The organism is Pseudomonas rhizozeae (assembly GCF_031583775.1).
GTDB lineage: Bacteria > Pseudomonadota > Gammaproteobacteria > Pseudomonadales > Pseudomonadaceae > Aquipseudomonas.
On the sequence record NZ_JAVLSB010000037.1, the window covers coordinates 17449 to 34890 of the forward strand.

Here is a 17442-nt window from a genome sequence, read left to right on the forward strand (position 1 = left end):
TTGCTCCCGCTGGAGTGCGCAGCGCTCCCACTTCGGGCGATGCCAGCCAGATGATGGGCAGTGCCTGTTTTAAGGGCTGCTTCGCAGCCCAGCGGGAGCAAGCTCCCTCGCCACAAGATTATGTTGCGTGAGCGGGGAGGCATTAGCCTCCCCGGTTCGTTTTTGGAAACCACATGAATATTCTGATCGTTGGGCCCAGTTGGGTCGGTGACATGGTGATGGCCCAGACACTGTTCCAGTGTCTCAAGCAGCGCCACCCGCAGTGCGAAATCGACGTGCTGGCCCCCGAGTGGAGCCGGCCGATTCTTGAGCGCATGCCCGAAGTGCGTCAGGCCTTGAGCTTTCCGCTCGGCCACGGCGCGCTGGAACTGGCGACCCGCCGGCGCATCGGCCAGTCGCTGGCTGGCCAGTATGACCAAGCGATCCTGCTGCCCAACTCGCTGAAATCCGCGCTGGTGCCGTTTTTTGCCGGCATTCCCAAACGCACCGGCTGGCGCGGCGAGTTTCGCTACGTGCTGCTCAACGACGTGCGCACCCTTGATAAAGCGCGCTACCCGCTGATGATCGAGCGTTTCATGGCGCTGGCCTACGAGCCAGGCGCCGAACTGCCGACACCCTATCCGCGCCCGAGCCTGCAAATCGACCCGGTAACCCGCGACGCCGCGCTGGCGAAGTTTGGCCTGCAACTCGATCGCCCGGTGTTGGCCCTGTGCCCCGGCGCCGAGTTCGGTGAATCCAAGCGCTGGCCGTCCGAGCACTACGCCCAGGTCGCCGAGGCGAAGATCCGTGAAGGCTGGCAGGTCTGGCTGTTCGGCTCGAAAAACGATCATTCGGTCGGCGAAGACATTCGTGCCCGTCTGATCCCGGGGCTGCGCGAAGAAGCGGTCAATCTCAGCGGCGGCACATCGCTGGCCGAGGCCATCGACTTGCTGTCCTGCGCCGACTCGGTGGTGTCCAACGACTCCGGGCTGATGCACGTGGCCGCTGCGCTGAATCGCCCGTTGGTGGCAGTCTACGGTTCAACCTCGCCAGGTTTCACGCCGCCACTGGCGGACAAGGTCGAAATCGTCCGCCTCGGCCTCGAATGCAGCCCCTGCTTCGAGCGCACCTGCCGTTTCGGCCATTACAACTGCTTGCGCCAACTGCTGCCGCAACCGGTCAACGAAGCCCTGGCTCGCCTGCAAGGCACCCCGGTTGAGGTCCATTAAGTTGCGGGTATTGCTGATCAAGACTTCCTCGCTGGGCGACGTGATTCACGCGTTGCCGGCGCTCACCGACGCGGCGCGGGCGATCCCCGGCATCCAGTTCGACTGGGTGGTGGAAGAAGGCTTCGCCGAAATCCCGACCTGGCATCCGGCAGTGGGCAAGGTGATTCCGGTGGCGATCCGCCGCTGGCGCAAAAATATCTGGCAGACCATCAAGAGCGGCGAGTGGAAGCGCTTCAAGCAAAGCGTGCGCGCAGCCAAATATGACTTGGTGATCGACGCTCAGGGCTTAGTGAAAAGTGCCTGGCTGACCCGCTATGTCAAGGCGCCGGTCGCCGGCCTGGACAAAGACTCCGCTCGTGAACCCCTGGCCTCGCGCTTCTATGACCGACGCCTGGCGGTGGCTCGCGGGCAGCATGCGGTGGAGCGGGTGCGCCAGTTGTTCGCCGTGGCCTTGGGCTACGACTTGCCTAAAGGCCTGGGCGATTACGGCTTGAACATCGAGCGTCTGGTAGAGCTGCCGCGCAAGAACCCGTACGTGGTGTTCCTGCACGGCACCACTTGGGACACCAAGCATTGGCCGGAAGCCTACTGGCGCGAACTGACCGAGCGGGTCGGCCACTTGGGCGTGGCGGTGAAACTACCGTGGGGCAATCCACAGGAGAAGGCCCGCGCCGAGCGCATCGCCCAAGGCATGCGCAACGCTGAAGTGCTGCCCAAACTCAATCTCGCCGGGGTCGGCAAAGTGCTGGCCGGCGCCCAGGCCTGTGTCGCGGTCGACACCGGACTCGGGCATCTGGCCGCCGCGCTGGACGTGCCGACCCTGTCGCTGTTCGGCCCGACCAACCCCGGCCTCACAGGCGCCTACGGCAAAGTGCAGATCCACTTGGCCAGCGACTTCCCCTGCGCGCCGTGCCTGCAAAAGAAATGCACCTATCAGCCGACGGCCGAAGACGCCCGTCAGTTCGACCTTAAACGCGAGCAGCCCTTGTGCTTCACGCGTGTGAATCCCCAGCGTGTCGCCAGCCGACTGAGCACGTTGTTACTGGCTGAGGAGCTGCGCTGATGCAATTGGCTTTTGTTCTGTACAAGTATTTTCCGTTTGGTGGCTTGCAGCGCGATTTCATGCGCATCGCCCTGGAGTGCCAGCAGCGCGGGCATCAGATTCGCGTCTACACGCTGATCTGGGAGGGTGACGTGCCGCCGGGTTTCGAGGTGTTGGTGGCGCCGGTCAAGGCGTTCTTCAACCATCGGCGCAATGAAAAACTCAGCGCCTGGATGGAAGCCGATCTGGCCAAGCGCCCGGTGGACCGCTTGATCGGCTTCAACAAGATGCCGGGCCTGGACGTTTACTACGCCGCCGACGGCTGTTTCGAAGACAAGGCGCAAAACCTGCGCAACTCGCTGTACCGACGCTGGGGCCGCTACCGGCACTTCGCCGAGTACGAGCGCGCGGTGTTCGCCAAAGAAGCGAAAACCGAAGTGCTGATGATTTCCGAAGTGCAGCAGCCGCTGTTCATCAAACACTACGACACGCCGCTGCAGCGCTTTCATCTGCTGCCGCCGGGCATCTCGCAGGACCGCCGCGCACCGGCCAATGCGGCGCAGATTCGCGCCGAGTTCCGTGCCGAATTCAACCTCAAAGACGACGAATTGCTGCTGGTGCAGATCGGCTCCGGGTTCAAGACCAAAGGCGTGGACCGCAGCCTCAAGGCGCTGGCAGCGTTGCCCGCTGATCTGAAGAAACGCACCCGGCTATTTGTAATCGGCCAGGACGACCCCAAATTGTTCCAGATGCAAAGTGCGACGCTGGGCCTGGGCGACAATGTGACCTTCCTCAAGGGCCGCAGTGACATTCCGCGTTTCCTGCTGGGCGCCGACCTGTTGATCCACCCGGCGTACAACGAAAACACCGGGACCGTGCTGCTCGAAGCCTTGGTGGCCGGGTTGCCGGTGCTGGTCACCGCAGTGTGCGGCTACGCGCATTACATCGCCGAGGCCGACAGCGGCCGGGTGCTGGATGAGCCGTTCGAGCAGGCGCAACTGAACCGGTACCTGAACGACATGTTGGATGACCCGCAAGCACGGGCGGCCTGGAGCCGTCATGGTCTGGCCTTCGCCGAGACGGCCGACCTCTACAGCATGCCGCAGCACGCGGCGGATGTGATTCTGGCGGAGCACGCGCAATGAAGTTGATGCTGGCTGAACCGTTCAAAAGCCGTTGGGCCGGACGCGACGCGTTTACCGAAGTCGAAGGCCTGCAGGGCGTGGTGTACCGCGAGCTGGAAGCCCGGCGCACCTTGCGCACCGAGGTCGACGGCCGGGGCTTTTTCGTCAAGATTCACCGTGGCATCGGCTGGGGCGAAATCTTCAAAAACCTGCTCACCGCCAAACTGCCTGTGCTCGGTGCCGGCCAAGAGTGGCAAGCGATCCAGCGTCTGCATCAGGCTGGCGTGCCGACCATGACCGCCGTGGCCTACGGCGAGAAGGGCAGCAACCCGGCGGACCAGCATTCGTTCATCGTCACCGAAGAACTGGCGCCGACCGTCAGCCTCGAAGATTTCAGCATCGACTGGGTCAAAAACCCGCCCGAGCCGACCCTCAAGCGTGCGCTGATCGCCGAAGTCGCGCGCATGACCGGCATGATGCACCGCGCCGGGGTCAACCATCGCGATTGCTACATCTGCCACTTCTTGCTGCACACCGATAAACCGGTAACGCCCGACGATTTCAAGCTTTCGGTGATCGACCTGCACCGCGCGCAAACCCGCCCGGCGATCACCCAGCGCTGGCGTAATAAAGACCTGGCCGCGCTGTATTTCTCGGCGCTGGACATCGGTCTGACCCGTCGCGACAAGCTGCGTTTCCTCAAAGGCTACTTCCAGCAGCCGCTGCGCCAGATCCTCGCCGAGGAAGCGCCGTTGCTCAGTTGGCTGGAAGGCAAGGCCAACAAGCTTTACGAACGTAAACAGCGGTACGGGGATGCGCTCTGATGTCGGGTTGGAATCTGGAACCTGCTTACCGCGACCTGGCCGACGATTTCGGCAGCCTCGAAGCGGTGTTCGCCCTACAGGGTGAACGTCTGACCCGCGACCCGTTGTCTGAAGTGATCCGCGTCGAACGCAACGGCGTGAATTACTACGTCAAACGCTACAGCGGCGCCGGCAAGGGCTTGCGCCGCTACATCGGCAAGCCACGGGTCAAAATGGAATGGCAGAACCTCAAGCGCTTCGCCAAATGGGGCATTCCTACGGCGGAAATCGTTGCCTGGGGCTTGGAGCGGCGTGGCGCCGCTTATGATCGCGGTGCGATGATCACCCGTGAGTTGCCGCATACCGAAGACCTCTCGGCGCTGGCCGACCGGCATGATGCCAAGTTGCAGGACCGTGCCTGGGTCGATGGTGTCAGCCTGCAGCTCGCCAGTTACACCCGGACCATGCACGACAACCGCTTCACCCATAACGACCTGAAGTGGCGCAACTTGCTGATCGACGATCAGGATCGGTTGTTTCTGATCGATTGCCCGAATGGCGATTTCTGGCGCGGTTTCTGGCTCAAGTACCGGATCACCAAGGACCTGGCCTGTCTCGACAAAGTGGCCAAGTACCATTTGTCCAACACCCAGCGCCTGCGCTTCTATCTGCAATACCGGCAACGCGACCGTCTGAATGCCGCTGACAAACAGCGCATCCGCCACGTCGTGCGTTTTTTCGAGGGGCGCGAATGACTGATTTCCTCGCCGCTGAAGACCGTGCGCTGCTGGAGCGCCACGGCCTCGGCACGTTCGATGCCCTGTGGGCCAAACAGCTCGACGCGGTGGACGAACCCAACACCAGCGGCGACGGCTGGAGCAGCGTGTTTCGCCTGGAGCTGGACGGCCACGGCTATTACCTCAAGCGCCAAAGCAACTACCTGACCCGCACTTGGCATCACCCGTTGGGCGAGCCGAGTTTCGCCCGTGAGTTTCGCAATATCAGCCGCTATCGGCAGCTCGGGATCCCGGCGCTGCAAGCGGCGTTCTTCGGCCAGCGTAAGGTCGACGGCGAAGTCCGTGCGGTGCTGCTGACCCGCGCGCTGGATGGCTGGGATGACCTGGATTCGCTGTTGCAGCGCTGGTCGGAACTGAGCCCGGCGCAGCAGGCCGGCATTCTCCAAGCCTGCGGACAATTGGCGCGGCGTCTGCACGGCGTGCGCCAGGTGCACGGTTGCTTCTACCCCAAACACATCTTCGTGCAGGCTCGCGGCGACGGTTACCAGGCGCAACTGATTGACCTGGAGAAAACCCGGGCGCTGCTGTTCGGTCAGCGCGATCGCGCTAAAGACCTTGAGCCATTGGTGCGCCGCGCCCCTGAGTGGACTCGCGAACAGTTGCGTCTATTGCTCGCGGCTTATCTGGATCAGCCGGCCGATAGCTCGTTGGTGGATGCCTGGCTCAATCGCCTGACCGCACGTCGCAGCCACAAGGAGAAGCGCTGATGCGGTTATCCGAACTGAAGAATGCCGGACGTCAGCCGAGCTTGCCGCTGAGCCTCTCCCTGGCCGATGCCGCCGGCCCCGCCGAGTTGCAACTGCTGAGCTTGTTGCGCGTGCTGCCGGGCCAGCGCTATGTCGGTGCCGGCGTGTGGCGTGGGCGGCCGGTGCTGGCCAAGTTGCTGGTGGGCAGCAAAGCCGCGCGGCATTTTCAGCGCGAACTCGATGGCGTGCGCTTGCTCGCTGCCCAAGGCCTGACCACGCCGCGGCTGTTGGCCGATGGCCTGCAGGACGGCGAGGGCGGTTGGCTGTTGTTCGAGTTTCTCGAAGGCGCTGAAAGCCTGGGTGATGCCTGGAAACAGATCGAGCATTTGCCAGCGCTGGCGGATCAGCAAAGCGCGGTGTTGGCCGAAGCCTTGGGTGCCATCGGCCAGTTGCACGGTAAAGGCCTGTGGCAGGAAGACCTGCACCTGGACAACCTGCTGCGCCACGGCGGCCAACTGTATTTGATCGACGGCGCGGGGATCTGCGTCGAAACCGCCGGCCAACCGTTGTCGCGGCAAAAAGTCCTGGAAAACCTCGGGGTGTTTTTTGCCCAATTGCCCAAGTCGCTGGAGCCGTATACCGAAGAGTTGCTGGTGTATTACTTGCTGAGCAACGGCGAGCACGCGTTGCCCATGGAAGCGCTGCAAAAGCAGATCGACAAGGTGCGGCGCTGGCGCTTGAAGGATTTCCTCAACAAGGTTGGGCGCGAGTGCACGCTGTTCAGTGTGCAGCGTGGGGCGTTCGCGTTGCAGGCGATCCGCCGCGAAGAACAAGCCGCCATGTTGCCGGTGCTGGCACAAGCCGATGCCTTGCTCGATCAGGGGCACTTGTACAAGACCGGCGGCGCCGCAAGTGTCGGCAAGGTTGAAGTGGCCGGGCGCATCTTGGTGGTCAAGCGCTACAACATCAAGGGCTTTGCCCATTGGCTCAAGCGCTTCTGGCGCCCGAGTCGCGCCTGGCATTCCTGGCGCGAAGGCAATCGCCTGGCGTTCCTCGGCATCGCTACGCCCAAGCCTCTGGCGCTGCTGGAAAAGCGCTTCCTGTGGCTGCGAACGCGGGCGTATCTGGTGACCGAGTATTTGCCGGGGCCGGACATCATCGAGCGATTTGCCCCCTACGTGGAAAACGGTGACGCGCCGGAAGCCGAGTTGCTGGCGCTGGATCACTTGTTTGCCGAACTGATTCGCGAGCGCATCAGTCATGGGGATTTCAAGGGCCATAACCTGTTTTGGCAGGAGGATCGTTGGGCGTTGATTGATCTGGATTCGATGTGTCAGCACGCCACGCTGGGGAGTTTTGCCCCAGCCTTTGCGCGGGATCGGGCGCGGTTTATGCGTAATTGGCCTGAAAGCAGTGCGTTGTATCAGGTGATCGATCAGCGTTTACCCAAGGATATCTCCAGCGCTGCCTGAATCGCCTTCTCACTGTGGGAGCTGGCTTGCCAGCGATGGCGTCCTAACAGACGACCAGGTTTTTCTGGTGTACATATCCGTTGCTGCGGTAACGGCTGCTTAGGGTTTCGCCCTTACGGCGAGTCCCTTTGGCAAACGCCCCAAAGGAACCAAAGGTCTCGCCCCTGACGTACGGCTCCTCGCCTAGGCTCGGAGTACCTTCGCTCCGGCATTCATCCGGGGGCATTGCCCTCCGGTTGGCTTCGCTGCACCTCCATGCAATGAGCATGACTGCGTCATGCGGCGCTGCGCGCCAGTCCCCGGATAAACGCCTCCACTCAGCCTCCCGACGGGGCGGGTGGATCAAAATCAAAAGCGCGGCGAGCTGACACTCGGCCTGATGGTGTACGCAGTTCTGTGGATATGCGCGGACACTGTGGGAGCTGCGGTGCGACGGTTCGACTTGCCAGCGATGACTCACTATCGGCCGACCCAACCACTAAAGAATAGCCCCGATCCCAGTGCCGCACTCCCTCCAAGAACCAGCGCACAAACTCTTGTGAAATGTCCTACGCAATTGCGCGAGCCCATGAACTGCCCGGCAAAAAGCCGCGGTGTTAGTTTGCTTCAGGTTTTTTATGAGGCAGGTGTTGATGAGCAGGCGGGCGGTTTTGTTGGGCGTGTGTTTTCTCGTATTGAGCGGTTGCGGCACTGCGGTGACGGTGCTGCAAGATGATGCGGAAGCCGCGCGGGCGTTGAGGAAGCAGAAGACGTATTGCCAGTCCATCCCCCGCGTCTACAGCGGCCTGGCTTATGACTTTTGCGTCTTGAACGCGCCACCCGACCCCACCGGCATTCTGGTGCCGCTGGTATTACTCGACCTGACCCTGTCCGGCGCCTTCGACACCGTGGTGTTGCCGTACACGCTCTACCGCCAAAGCACCGACGGCAATATCCGCATCTACTGGCGGCCGGGGCGTGGATAGCTTTTTCAACGCGAAGGATAAATACCACCGTGTCGATCCCGAATCTGACCGCTTGCCAGTTCGTTCTTTTTGCAGGTGATCGCGATGTCCAGGCGAGCGTTGGAGCCGAAAATCTTTCAGTGCCGTTCGGGCGCTACAGTGACTTCATCATTTATGTCGATGAAAGCGGCGACCATGGAATGCAGACACTGGATCCGCACTATCCACTGTTTGTGTTGGCATTCTGTGTTTTCCACAAAAAGCACTACTGCGAGAAGGTCATTCCTGCCCTCCAAAAATTTAAATTCAATCACATGGGGCACGACCTGATAGGTCTGCATGAACTCGAAATACGGAAGGAGAAGGGTGCGTTCTCCGGTCTCTTCATCTCAAGACAGCATAAACATGCCTTCCTCGATGAGCTCACAAGCATCATTGAGGCAAGCAATTTTGTCCTGATCAGTTGCGTGATCGACAAGGCCGCCCTCCGCGAAAAAGAAGGTATTGCTAATAACCCTTATCACATCGCGCTCGGCTTTTGCCTGGAAACACTTCATGAGTTTTTACAGGAAAAAAACCAGCAAAGGGTGTTGACTCATGTGGTTTTTGAGCGACGGGGGAAGAGAGAGGATAACGAGCTTGAGTTGGAGTTTCGCCGTACATGCGATGGCGCAAACCGGCTGGGCATTCAGTTGCCGTTCGAAATCGTTTTTGCAACCAAACAAGTGAATTCCACGGGGCTGCAGTTGGCAGATCTTGTTGCTCGACCTATCGGTATGAGCGTTTTGCGGTCTGGGCAGGAAAATCGAGCGTTTGACGTGCTCAAGCGTAAGTTTTACTGCAGCGGTGGTCGCAGCAATGTGGGAGAAGGTTTTGAGAATTGGGGTTTGAAGATTTTCCCGCGCTCAGAAAGCGAAAAGCCCCGATGACACTCACCGAGGCTAGAACGCCGACCGGGATCTCCCAGTCCATTTGCGCCAGAGTCTATGTCGGCGGCCTAAGAGAGTCAACGCAGGCGCACACCACTTACCGCTAGAGGCTTCGAACGGCTTTTAAGCTATAATCCCGCCCTTTAGCTGCCCCGCGCCCTGTGCGCCGGGCACATTAATTCTCGCGGCGCGTTGCGCCCGTATGCAGACTAAAGAGGCTAGACCCCTGTGGCATTGACGATTCTTGGCCTGTCCGGCGCCCTTAGCCATGATCCTTCCGCAGCCTTGTACATCGACGGCAAGCTGGTCGCGGCGGCTGAAGAAGAGCGCTTTGTGCGCGATAAACATGCAAAGAACCGCATGCCTTATGAATCGGCGAAGTTCTGCCTGGAGCAGGCCGGAATCAAGCCTTCCGACGTTGATGTGGTGGCAATCCCGTTTGCCCCGATCAGCCTGTTCGGCAAGGCGCGCTGGCACTACGCCAAGCGCTACTGGTACGCCCCGGACCGCGCCCTCGATGCAATCCTGATGGGCAACCGTCGCTACAAGCGCTATCGCAACAAGATCGTCTGGTGCCTCGAGCAACTGGGTTTCGATCCGAAAAAAATCAAGATCGAGCCGGTCGAGCACCACTTGGCTCACGCCTCCAGCGCCTACCATTGCTCCGGTTTCAAAGAGAAAACCGCGATCCTCGGGATCGATGGCAAGGGTGAGTACGCCACGACCTTCTTTGGTTACGGCGAAAACGGCAAGATCCACAAGATCAAGGAATTCTTCGATCCGGACTCCCTCGGCGGCCTGTACGGCGCGATCACCGAATTCCTCGGTTTCGAGATGCTCGACGGTGAGTTCAAGGTCATGGGCATGGCGCCGTATGGCGATGCCAGCAAGTACGATTTCTCGCGCCTGGCCTCGTTCGAGAACGGCGAGCTGGTGATCAACACCGACTACGCCAACGTCATCGGCCTGCGTCGTTATAAAGAGAAGGGCAAGGGCTTTTACTTCTCGCCGAAGCTGATCGAGTGGCTGGGTCCGAAGCGCGAAGGCGACATCGCCGACGAGCCGTACATCCACTACGCCGCCAGCATGCAAGCGCTGTTCGAGAAACTGGCGTTGCAGATGATCGACCATTACCTGGGTGACGTGCTCAAGGAAACCGGCAAACTGGCCTTCGCCGGCGGCTGTGCGTTGAACGTCAAGCTGAACCAGAAAATCATTGCCCGCGACGACATCAAAGAGTTGTTCGTGCAGCCGGCGTCCGGCGATGCCGGCACTGCGGTCGGCGCGGCGGCTTATGTGTCGCACGCCCGTGGCGTTCCGGTCGAGAAGATGGAGCACGTCTACCTCGGCCCGTCCTACAGCAACGAAGACGTGATCGCCGCGTGCGCCCGCCATGCCGACAAGCCGAAGTGGCGCAAGCTCGACAACATGCCGGAGCAGATCGCCAAGATCATGGTCGACGGTAACCCGGTGGCCTGGTTCCAGGGTCGCATGGAGTTCGGTCCGCGAGCCTTGGGCGGTCGTTCGATCATCGGTTGCCCGAGCATTCCTGGGGTGGCCGACCGCATCAACCACCAGATCAAATTCCGCGAGCGCTGGAGGCCTTTCTGCCCGTCGATGCTCGACACCGTGGCACCGCAGATGATCAAGATCGACCATCCCGCGCCGTTTATGACGTTCACTTTCGAAGTCGCGGAAGAATGGAAAACCCGTGTACCGGAAGTGGTGCATGAAGACGGCACCTCCCGCGCCCAGGTGCTCAAGCGCGAGTACAATCCGCGCTACTACGACATGATGAAGGCCTTGGAAGTCCTGACCGGCAACGGCGTGTCGCTGAACACCTCGCTCAACCGCCGTGGCGAGCCGATGATCTGCTCGCCGACCGACGCACTGAACATGTTTTTCGGCTCGGACCTGCAGTACCTGATCATGGAAGACATCCTGGTGGTCAAAGACGGCGCGGACGCTTATGACACGCTCGGCTGAGCGTCATGTGCTGCAATTCTGCCACGGCTATGACGGGCCGTTCCTCGACTGCGCCCGTCAGTACGCCAGCCTGTTCGCCGGCAGCGGTTACCGCGTGACCACGGTGTTTCTCACCGGGGTCGCCGATGCCGAAGTCGCGGCGGCCTGCGCGTCGGACGACGTGCTGTTCATGGAATACAGCTCCAAGGCCATTCGTGGCCTGAAGCTGGGCGCCATTGCCGATTTGCGCAAGATCGCCGCGTCGCGCAATTTCAGTTTTTGCATCGCCCACCGTTTTAAACCCATCTACATCGCGCTGCTCGGCACCTCGCTGCCAGTCATCGGCGTGCACCACGCGTTCGGCGATTATCAGCGGCGCACGCGCAAGCTGTTTGCGCATATTTTCCGCAAGCGCTTGAGCCTGCTCGGCGTCAGTGACGCGGTGCGCGACGACATGCGTCGCTGCCTGCCGAACTGGCCCAAGGGGCGGATTCAGACGCTGTACAACCGCATTGATGTCGAGGCACTGCAGGCCAGTCAGGTGCCCCGTGATGAAGCGCGCCAGACCCTCGGCCTGGACGCGGATGCCTGGATTGTCGGCAACGTCGGCCGGCTGCACCCGGACAAAGATCAGGCCACGCTGCTTCGGGGTTTCGCCGCCGCGCTGCCGTATCTGCCGGGCAACAGTCAGGTGGTGATTCTTGGCAGCGGTCGTCTGGAACAAGACCTCAAGGAACTGGCCAGGGAACTGGGGATCGGCGATCGTGTGCTGATGCTCGGGCAAGTGGCTGAGGCTCGGCGGTACTTCCGCGCGTTTGACGTATTTGCCCTGAGTTCCGATCACGAGCCGTTCGGCATGGTGCTGCTCGAGGCCATGGCCGCCGGCGTGCCGCTGCTGGCCACCGCTTGCGGCGGTGCGAAAGAAGTGGTCGAAGGCGTGGGCATTCTGTTCCCGCTGGGTGATGCGGAGCACATGGCCCAAGGGCTGCAACACCTGGCGGCGATGGACGATCAGCAGTGTCGGCAATGCGCCGAGCTGATGCTCGATCGCCTGCGCGAGCGGTTCTCCGACCGCGCCGTGCGGGACGCCTTCTGGCAGTTGCCGCACGTCATCGAACTGGCACCGAGGGGCTGATGCTCAACCGATTCCAAGGCTGGCGCGAACGCGGCTGGTCCGTGGTCGACGCGCCGACTTATGCACAGGCCTGGCAGCGTTTTGGCGGCAGCGTCGCGACCCACCCGCTGGTGGTTGAACGCCTGGCAAACCTGGCAAACATTCCGGTGCGATACCTGGCCTGGGAGCACGACGGCGAACTGACCGCCGCGATCCCGACCTGGGGCCGCGATCTGGCGTTGTCCAAGGACGTGCTCAAGCGCCGCGGCAAAAAAGGCCTGTTCGACCTCGGCAATGCCGAGTTGATCCTGCCGGCCGCCGCCGATGCCCAGGCTGCTCTGCGTCATCGCGGGCGTTACCTGTCGGCACTCAATGAAAGCCGTTTCACCGGTCTCAAGTTGCAGACCGAACAACTCGCCATGGCCCGCACCCCGGAGGAACTGTCGAAAAAATTCCGCTACAACCAGCGCCGCGAACTGCGTTTGCTGGAAGAGGCGGGCGGTGTGGTGCGGCCAGTCAGTGAGTTCAGCAGTGTCGAGCTCGCGGCAATCTACTGCGACCTGTTTCAACGCCGCTGGGGCTTCCCGGCGACGGGCGCCGAGCGCATGGCCGAGGTCATCGAATTGCTGCGTGAGTTGCTGATCGGCTCGGTGATTTTTCTTAACAACGCGCCAATCGCTATCCAACTGGTGTATCGAGTGGAAGCGCCGCAGTGGATCAGCGTGGAGTACATCAACGGCGGTGTCGACCCTGAGACTCGCGACTTCAGCCCTGGCAGCGTTTTGAGTTTCCTTAACACCCAGAGTGCCTGGGAGCACGCCCGGGCGGCGGGTAAACCGCTGCGATTCTCCTTCGGCCGCGCCGACCGTGAGTACAAGGACCGTTGGTGCAACCCGGTACCGGTGTTCAACGTATGAGTCAGGACATGAACCGCAAACAGCAGTTGCTCAAGCGTCACCGTCGCAACAAGCGCGTGGGGTTGCTGATCGCGCTGGTGGTGCTGATCGTCACCGGCGTGCTGGTGGCGTGGTGGTTGCCGCTGGTGCTCGCGTTGCTTGGCTGGATCGCTCATGAAGCCTGGTTCGCCGACCATTTGTTCTATTCGCCCAAAGACGATTACCAGTACAGCTTCCCGGCGTTTACGCAAAAGCCCAAGGTCCATTTGCACGGCGAACGCCTGCGCCTCGACGAAGGCGTGATGCTGCTGGACGACGCGACGATCATTCTGGCGCTGCGGATCAAAAGCACCTGGCTCGGGCGCTTTATCGACCCGGTGGTGGAGCTGCTTGGAGGCGACAGTCCGGATCGGCAGACCTTCGAACGTGGCGTCAATGGTTTGCGTTACCTCAATCTGAGCGGCCAGGCCCAGGTGCTTTCGCGCGGCGAGTTGCGCCTGCGTGGGCGTTTCTGTCGGCTGCTCGGCGAGCCGCAATTGTGGGCGCTGGAGCAACCGGACTACCGACGCCAGCGGGTGATGGTGATTGCGCCGCATGCGGACGATGCTGAGTTGGCGGCTTACGGGCTGTACAGCCAGGCCGATGACGCCTGGGTCGTGACCCTGACCGCCGGCGAAATTGAAGCCGAGCACTATCAGCAGATGGGCCTCAACAGCGTCGAGGCCGCGCGGCTCAAGGGCCGTTTGCGCGCTTGGGACAGCATCGCCGTACCGCGCTGGGCCGGCGTGCCAGACGCTCAGAGCGTGCAGTTGGGCTACTTTTGTCTGCAACTGGCAACCATGCAGAAAGCGCCCGGCCAAGCGGTCGGCTCGCGGGAAGCGGACCTCGCCGATACGCGGCTGTTTCGCCAGTTGAATCCGTTCAAGCTGCCCGGCGACGCCGACGGTGCGCCGACCTGGAACAACCTCTTGGCGGATCTGCGCGAACTGCTGCTGCGCGCCCAGCCCGACGTGATCGTGCTGCCGCACCCGACCCTCGACCCGCATCCCGACCATGTCTGTGCCTACCACGCGGTGATCGAAGCCCTCGACGGACTGTCGTGGCAACCGACCACATTGCTCGGCTACGCCAACCACCTGCACGATAATGATCGCTGGCCAATGGGCGACAGCGGCGCCGGAATCGCGCTGCCGCCGGCTTTCGATTCGACGCAGGCCATGCAACCGGTGTGCTTGCCGCTGGCCATTGAGCTGCAGCGCGACAAAGCCATGGCGTTGGGCATGATGCACGACCTGCAACCGCCGATGCCGTTCAAGCGCCGGTTACGCCGCGTGATCCAGCGTGCGCTGGCCGGGCGCAGATCGTCGCGTTACGGCGAGAATGAGTTCTTCCGCAAGGCCGTGCGCCGCCATGAAGTGTTGTGGCTTTTGAAGCATGTTGAAGCACAAAAGCAACACAAATGAAGCAAAACGAGGCCTAGGATTGCCTCGTGTTTTTTGTCGCAAAGTGAGTTGCGAGTGATCAATCCGTGTCCCCGTATTCTGTTTTTGATTCCTTATTTCGGTCGCTGGCCGTTCTGGATGCCGTTCTTTCTTGAGAGTTGTCGGCGCAACCCGGACATCGACTGGTTACTGTTCAGCGACTGCGGCATCCCCGATGCCTTGCCGCCGAACGTGACCGTGGACGTCATCAGTTTTCGTGAGTATTGCCAGTTGGTGTCGATGCGCCTGGGCATCGATTTTTCGCCGCAGGCTGCGTACAAGCTGTGCGACATCAAGCCGGCCCTCGGCCATGTGCACGCGGATCGTCTGCAAGGCTATGATTTCTGGGGGTTCGGCGACATTGATCTGGTGTATGGTGATCTGCGCCGCTACTTCACGCCGGATCGGTTGGCCGGTTACGATCTGTTTTCGACCCATGAGCGGCGAGTGGCGGGGCATCTGTGCCTGATGCGCAACACCGCGCGCAAGCGTCAAGTGTTCATGCAGATCAAGGGCTGGCAGGAGCGATTTACCGATCAACAGCATCACGCGCTGGACGAAAAGGCCTTCAGCCGGATCTTCATCTGGCGCAAGAATTTTCCCAAGCCGTTGCACAAGCTGGTGGCCAGGCTCAACCCATGGCGCCGACGCAGCGAGTTCACCGAGGCGTTCAGCACCCCCGGTGGCTGCATCAAATGGCACGACGGCACGGAGAATTTTCCACGCCGCTGGTATTGGCGCAACGGCTGCTTGAGTAATGATCGCGATGGCGATCGCACGTTTCCGTACTTTCATTTCGTGTGCTGGAAACGCAACGAATGGTCGACGTTGCCCGAGCCCGATCCCGCCGCCGTCAGGCGCTTGGCCGCCGAGCCGGATTGGGTGATCGACGCAACAGGTTTCCACCAAGGAGCACTATGAGTCAGCGGTTCAAGGTTCTGCAGTTGCAGCCTGACTACAACGTAAAAGCCCATGATTTTGCCGATCTTGCCGAGCAGATCGTCAAGGCCTTGCCCACCGATCGCTACGAGGTCACCGCGGCGTTCCTGCGCGGGCGGCCGAAGCCGGGGGAAGCGGTGAGCCGCGCCGACCGCTCGGTGTATTTCGAATTTTCCGACAAGTCCCTCAAAGGCATGCGTCTGCGGGCGATGTGGCAGTTGTACAAGTTCTGCCGCCAGGAAAAGTTCGATGTGGTGATCTGCAACCGCTTCAAACCGGTGAACATGATGCTGGCGCTCAATCGCTGGCTGAAAGTGCCGCTGTGCATCGGTATCTCCCACGGCTTTGGCGAGTATGACCGCTTCTATCGACGCCGCCAGACCCAACGGCTGATCGACAGTCACTGGCGCTTCGTCGGCGTATCGCCGGCGGTCAAGCAGTACCTGCTGGAGTGCGACTGCGGCTTCACTGACCAGAATACCTACGCCATCACTAACGCCATCGACATCGAGCAGGCCGAAGGCTTGCAGCACAGCCGCGAGCGCGCCCGTGAGTTGCTGGGGCTCGATCCGTCAGTGCGGCTGATCGGTGCCCTCGGTCGTCTGGTTCGGGTCAAGGGCCACACCTATTTGCTACAGGCCTTTGCCGCTCTAAAGGACAAATACCCGAACACGCAACTGGCGATCATCGGTGCCGGCCGCGAGCAGGCGCCGCTGCAAGCGGAGATCGAGCGCCTGGGCCTGAGCGGCCGGGTGCATTTACTCGGCTTTAAAGAGAACGCCCTGCAATATGTGCGCGCCTTCGATATCTGGACCATGCCATCCCTGGCCGAAGGCCTGGGCCTGGCGCTGCTGGAAGGCATGAGCGGGCATTTGCCGGTGATCGCTTCCAGCGTGCCGGCCATGGTGCCGTTGATTGCCGGCGCGGGCGGTCTGGCGGTGGAGCCGGCCAATGTGCCAGCGCTGGTCACGGCGCTCGACACGTACCTGGGCTTGTCCGATGACGAGCTCAAGGCCAAGGGCGAACAGTCCTATCGTTATTTGCAAGAACAACACGACATCGAAGTGTTCCGTCAGGAATACCTCGACCTGATCGACTCCGGCCTCCAGCAGGCGCGCAAGGTGTCCGCATGAGCGAAGCACAACCCCTCGTCACGGTCATCATCGCGTCGTACAACCACGGGCCGTACATCGAGCAAAGCATCGGCAGCGTGCTGGCGCAGACCTACCCGAATATCGAACTGCTGGTGGTCGACGACGGCTCGACCGATGACAGCGTCGAGCGCATTCGCGCTTTGCAAGCGCAGCACGGTTTTGATTTCCAGGTGCAGAAAAACCAGGGCCTGACTAACACGCTCAACGGCGCGATCGCCCGCTCGAGCGGCAGCTTGATCGTGTCGTTCGGCTCGGACGACATCATGCTGCCCGAGCGCATTGCGATCCAGGTCGAGTACATGGACGGTAAGCCGGAAGTCGGTATTTGCGCCGGCAACATCGAGCTGATCGATTCCGACGGCAATCTCTTTCCCGAGAAGCGCCAGCGCCGCGACGTGCCGTTTCGTCGGTTGGACTTCGACGACATGTTCCTCGAGCGCAAGCCTTATCCGCCGGCCCCGACTCTGATGATTCGCCGGGAAGCGCTGGATAAGGTCGGCGGGTTCGATCCGGACATTCGCTTGGAAGACTTGATGATCGAGTTGCAAATCACCCATGCCGGGTACTTCATCGACGGCTTGAACGTGGTGATGGCACGCTACCGCAAGCACGCCACCAACTCCTACAAGAACCACCGCTTCATGATCGACAGCATCCTGCGCATCTATGCGAAGTTCAGCGATCACCCGCTGTACGACGAGGTGCGTTACAAGTTTCTCAACTCGATGTTCCTCAAGACCGCCAACCGTGACCGCAAACTGGCGCGCGAGGTGCTGGCGCAGATTCCGTTCAGGGCGTGGAATAAGAAGACCTGGCGTGGCCTGGGGCGCTTCTTCTTTGCCCGGCGGGAAAAGAGCTGAATACCAAGAGGCCGCGTTTATCGCGGCC

The 17442-nt window shown here is 61.2% G+C and carries 16 protein-coding genes; all 16 read left to right on the forward strand.

The annotated features are described in order from the left end of the window. The first annotated feature begins 173 nt into the window (after positions 1-173). The 16 genes from waaF to RG836_RS11750 all read left to right on the forward strand — a co-directional run bounded on the left by waaF (position 174) and on the right by RG836_RS11750 (position 17414). Positions 174-1208 carry a lipopolysaccharide heptosyltransferase II gene (waaF, locus tag RG836_RS11675; protein WP_310845576.1) on the forward strand — a complete coding sequence of 345 codons (1035 nt, stop codon included), beginning with the start codon at positions 174-176 and terminating at the stop codon, positions 1206-1208. Between the two features lies 1 nt (position 1209). Continuing rightward, on the forward strand, positions 1210-2271 hold the full coding sequence (waaC, locus tag RG836_RS11680; protein WP_310845808.1) for a lipopolysaccharide heptosyltransferase I: 1062 nt from the start codon (positions 1210-1212) through the stop codon (positions 2269-2271). Further along, complete coding sequence (locus tag RG836_RS11685; RefSeq protein ID WP_310845578.1) at positions 2271-3395, forward strand: glycosyltransferase family 4 protein; 1125 nt, start codon at positions 2271-2273, stop codon at positions 3393-3395. Before waaC ends, RG836_RS11685 begins: the two co-directional genes overlap by 1 nt. Further along, entirely contained in the window at positions 3392-4198 is an 807-nt protein-coding gene (gene rfaP / locus RG836_RS11690; RefSeq protein ID WP_310845579.1) for a lipopolysaccharide core heptose(I) kinase RfaP, read from the forward strand. Before RG836_RS11685 ends, rfaP begins: the two co-directional genes overlap by 4 nt. Continuing rightward, positions 4198-4932, forward strand: a complete 735-nt coding sequence (locus RG836_RS11695) for a lipopolysaccharide kinase InaA family protein (RefSeq protein WP_310845580.1) — start codon at positions 4198-4200, stop codon at positions 4930-4932. Before rfaP ends, RG836_RS11695 begins: the two co-directional genes overlap by 1 nt. Then, on the forward strand, positions 4929-5681 hold the full coding sequence (locus RG836_RS11700) for a lipopolysaccharide kinase InaA family protein (RefSeq protein WP_310845582.1): 753 nt from the start codon (positions 4929-4931) through the stop codon (positions 5679-5681). The genes RG836_RS11695 and RG836_RS11700 overlap by 4 nt, the downstream gene beginning before the upstream one ends. Beyond that, positions 5681-7132, forward strand: coding sequence for a lipopolysaccharide kinase InaA family protein (locus RG836_RS11705; protein WP_310845583.1), 1452 nt, complete (start codon positions 5681-5683; stop codon positions 7130-7132). The genes RG836_RS11700 and RG836_RS11705 overlap by 1 nt, the downstream gene beginning before the upstream one ends. 632 nt (positions 7133-7764) lie before the next feature. Then, positions 7765-8097 (forward strand): YceK/YidQ family lipoprotein, encoded by a 333-nt coding sequence (locus RG836_RS11710; RefSeq protein ID WP_310845584.1) that lies wholly within the window; start codon positions 7765-7767, stop codon positions 8095-8097. Between the two features lie 29 nt (positions 8098-8126). Further along, positions 8127-9005: a DUF3800 domain-containing protein gene (locus RG836_RS11715; protein ID WP_310845585.1), complete on the forward strand. Its 879-nt coding sequence runs from the start codon at positions 8127-8129 to the stop codon at positions 9003-9005. Positions 9006-9233: 228 nt separating this feature from the next. Continuing rightward, on the forward strand, positions 9234-10991 hold the full coding sequence (locus RG836_RS11720; protein WP_310845586.1) for a carbamoyltransferase family protein: 1758 nt from the start codon (positions 9234-9236) through the stop codon (positions 10989-10991). Beyond that, entirely contained in the window at positions 10975-12105 is a 1131-nt protein-coding gene (locus RG836_RS11725; RefSeq protein ID WP_310845587.1) for a glycosyltransferase, read from the forward strand. Before RG836_RS11720 ends, RG836_RS11725 begins: the two co-directional genes overlap by 17 nt. Beyond that, the gene (locus RG836_RS11730) at positions 12105-13001 is read left to right on the forward strand and encodes an antimicrobial resistance protein Mig-14 (RefSeq protein WP_310845588.1); all 897 of its coding nucleotides are present in this window, start codon (positions 12105-12107) and stop codon (positions 12999-13001) included. Before RG836_RS11725 ends, RG836_RS11730 begins: the two co-directional genes overlap by 1 nt. An 8-nt stretch (positions 13002-13009) precedes the next feature. Beyond that, positions 13010-14443: a PIG-L deacetylase family protein gene (locus RG836_RS11735; protein WP_310845589.1), complete on the forward strand. Its 1434-nt coding sequence runs from the start codon at positions 13010-13012 to the stop codon at positions 14441-14443. 54 nt (positions 14444-14497) lie between these two features. After that, the gene (locus tag RG836_RS11740) at positions 14498-15382 is read left to right on the forward strand and encodes a DUF6625 family protein (RefSeq protein ID WP_310845591.1); all 885 of its coding nucleotides are present in this window, start codon (positions 14498-14500) and stop codon (positions 15380-15382) included. Beyond that, positions 15379-16533 (forward strand): glycosyltransferase, encoded by a 1155-nt coding sequence (locus tag RG836_RS11745; RefSeq protein WP_310845593.1) that lies wholly within the window; start codon positions 15379-15381, stop codon positions 16531-16533. Before RG836_RS11740 ends, RG836_RS11745 begins: the two co-directional genes overlap by 4 nt. Further along, positions 16530-17414 carry a glycosyltransferase gene (locus RG836_RS11750; RefSeq protein WP_310845595.1) on the forward strand — a complete coding sequence of 295 codons (885 nt, stop codon included), beginning with the start codon at positions 16530-16532 and terminating at the stop codon, positions 17412-17414. The genes RG836_RS11745 and RG836_RS11750 overlap by 4 nt, the downstream gene beginning before the upstream one ends. Positions 17415-17442: the final 28 nt, after the last annotated feature.

Bases quoted from the DNA above. Each gene is read 5' to 3' on its own strand.
- RG836_RS11710 (WP_310845584.1), top strand. From the start codon at position 7,765: ATGAGCAGGCGGGCGGTTTTGTTGGGCGTGTGTTTTCTCGTATTGAGC.
- RG836_RS11750 (WP_310845595.1), top strand. From the start codon at position 16,530: ATGAGCGAAGCACAACCCCTCGTCACGGTCATCATCGCGTCGTACAAC.
- RG836_RS11730 (WP_310845588.1), top strand. From the start codon at position 12,105: ATGCTCAACCGATTCCAAGGCTGGCGCGAACGCGGCTGGTCCGTGGTC.
- RG836_RS11700 (WP_310845582.1), top strand. From the start codon at position 4,929: ATGACTGATTTCCTCGCCGCTGAAGACCGTGCGCTGCTGGAGCGCCAC.
- RG836_RS11695 (WP_310845580.1), top strand. From the start codon at position 4,198: ATGTCGGGTTGGAATCTGGAACCTGCTTACCGCGACCTGGCCGACGAT.
- RG836_RS11725 (WP_310845587.1), top strand. From the start codon at position 10,975: ATGACACGCTCGGCTGAGCGTCATGTGCTGCAATTCTGCCACGGCTAT.
- RG836_RS11745 (WP_310845593.1), top strand. From the start codon at position 15,379: ATGAGTCAGCGGTTCAAGGTTCTGCAGTTGCAGCCTGACTACAACGTA.
- RG836_RS11705 (WP_310845583.1), top strand. From the start codon at position 5,681: ATGCGGTTATCCGAACTGAAGAATGCCGGACGTCAGCCGAGCTTGCCG.
- RG836_RS11735 (WP_310845589.1), top strand. From the start codon at position 13,010: ATGAACCGCAAACAGCAGTTGCTCAAGCGTCACCGTCGCAACAAGCGC.
- rfaP (WP_310845579.1), top strand. From the start codon at position 3,392: ATGAAGTTGATGCTGGCTGAACCGTTCAAAAGCCGTTGGGCCGGACGC.
- RG836_RS11685 (WP_310845578.1), top strand. From the start codon at position 2,271: ATGCAATTGGCTTTTGTTCTGTACAAGTATTTTCCGTTTGGTGGCTTG.
- waaF (WP_310845576.1), top strand. From the start codon at position 174: ATGAATATTCTGATCGTTGGGCCCAGTTGGGTCGGTGACATGGTGATG.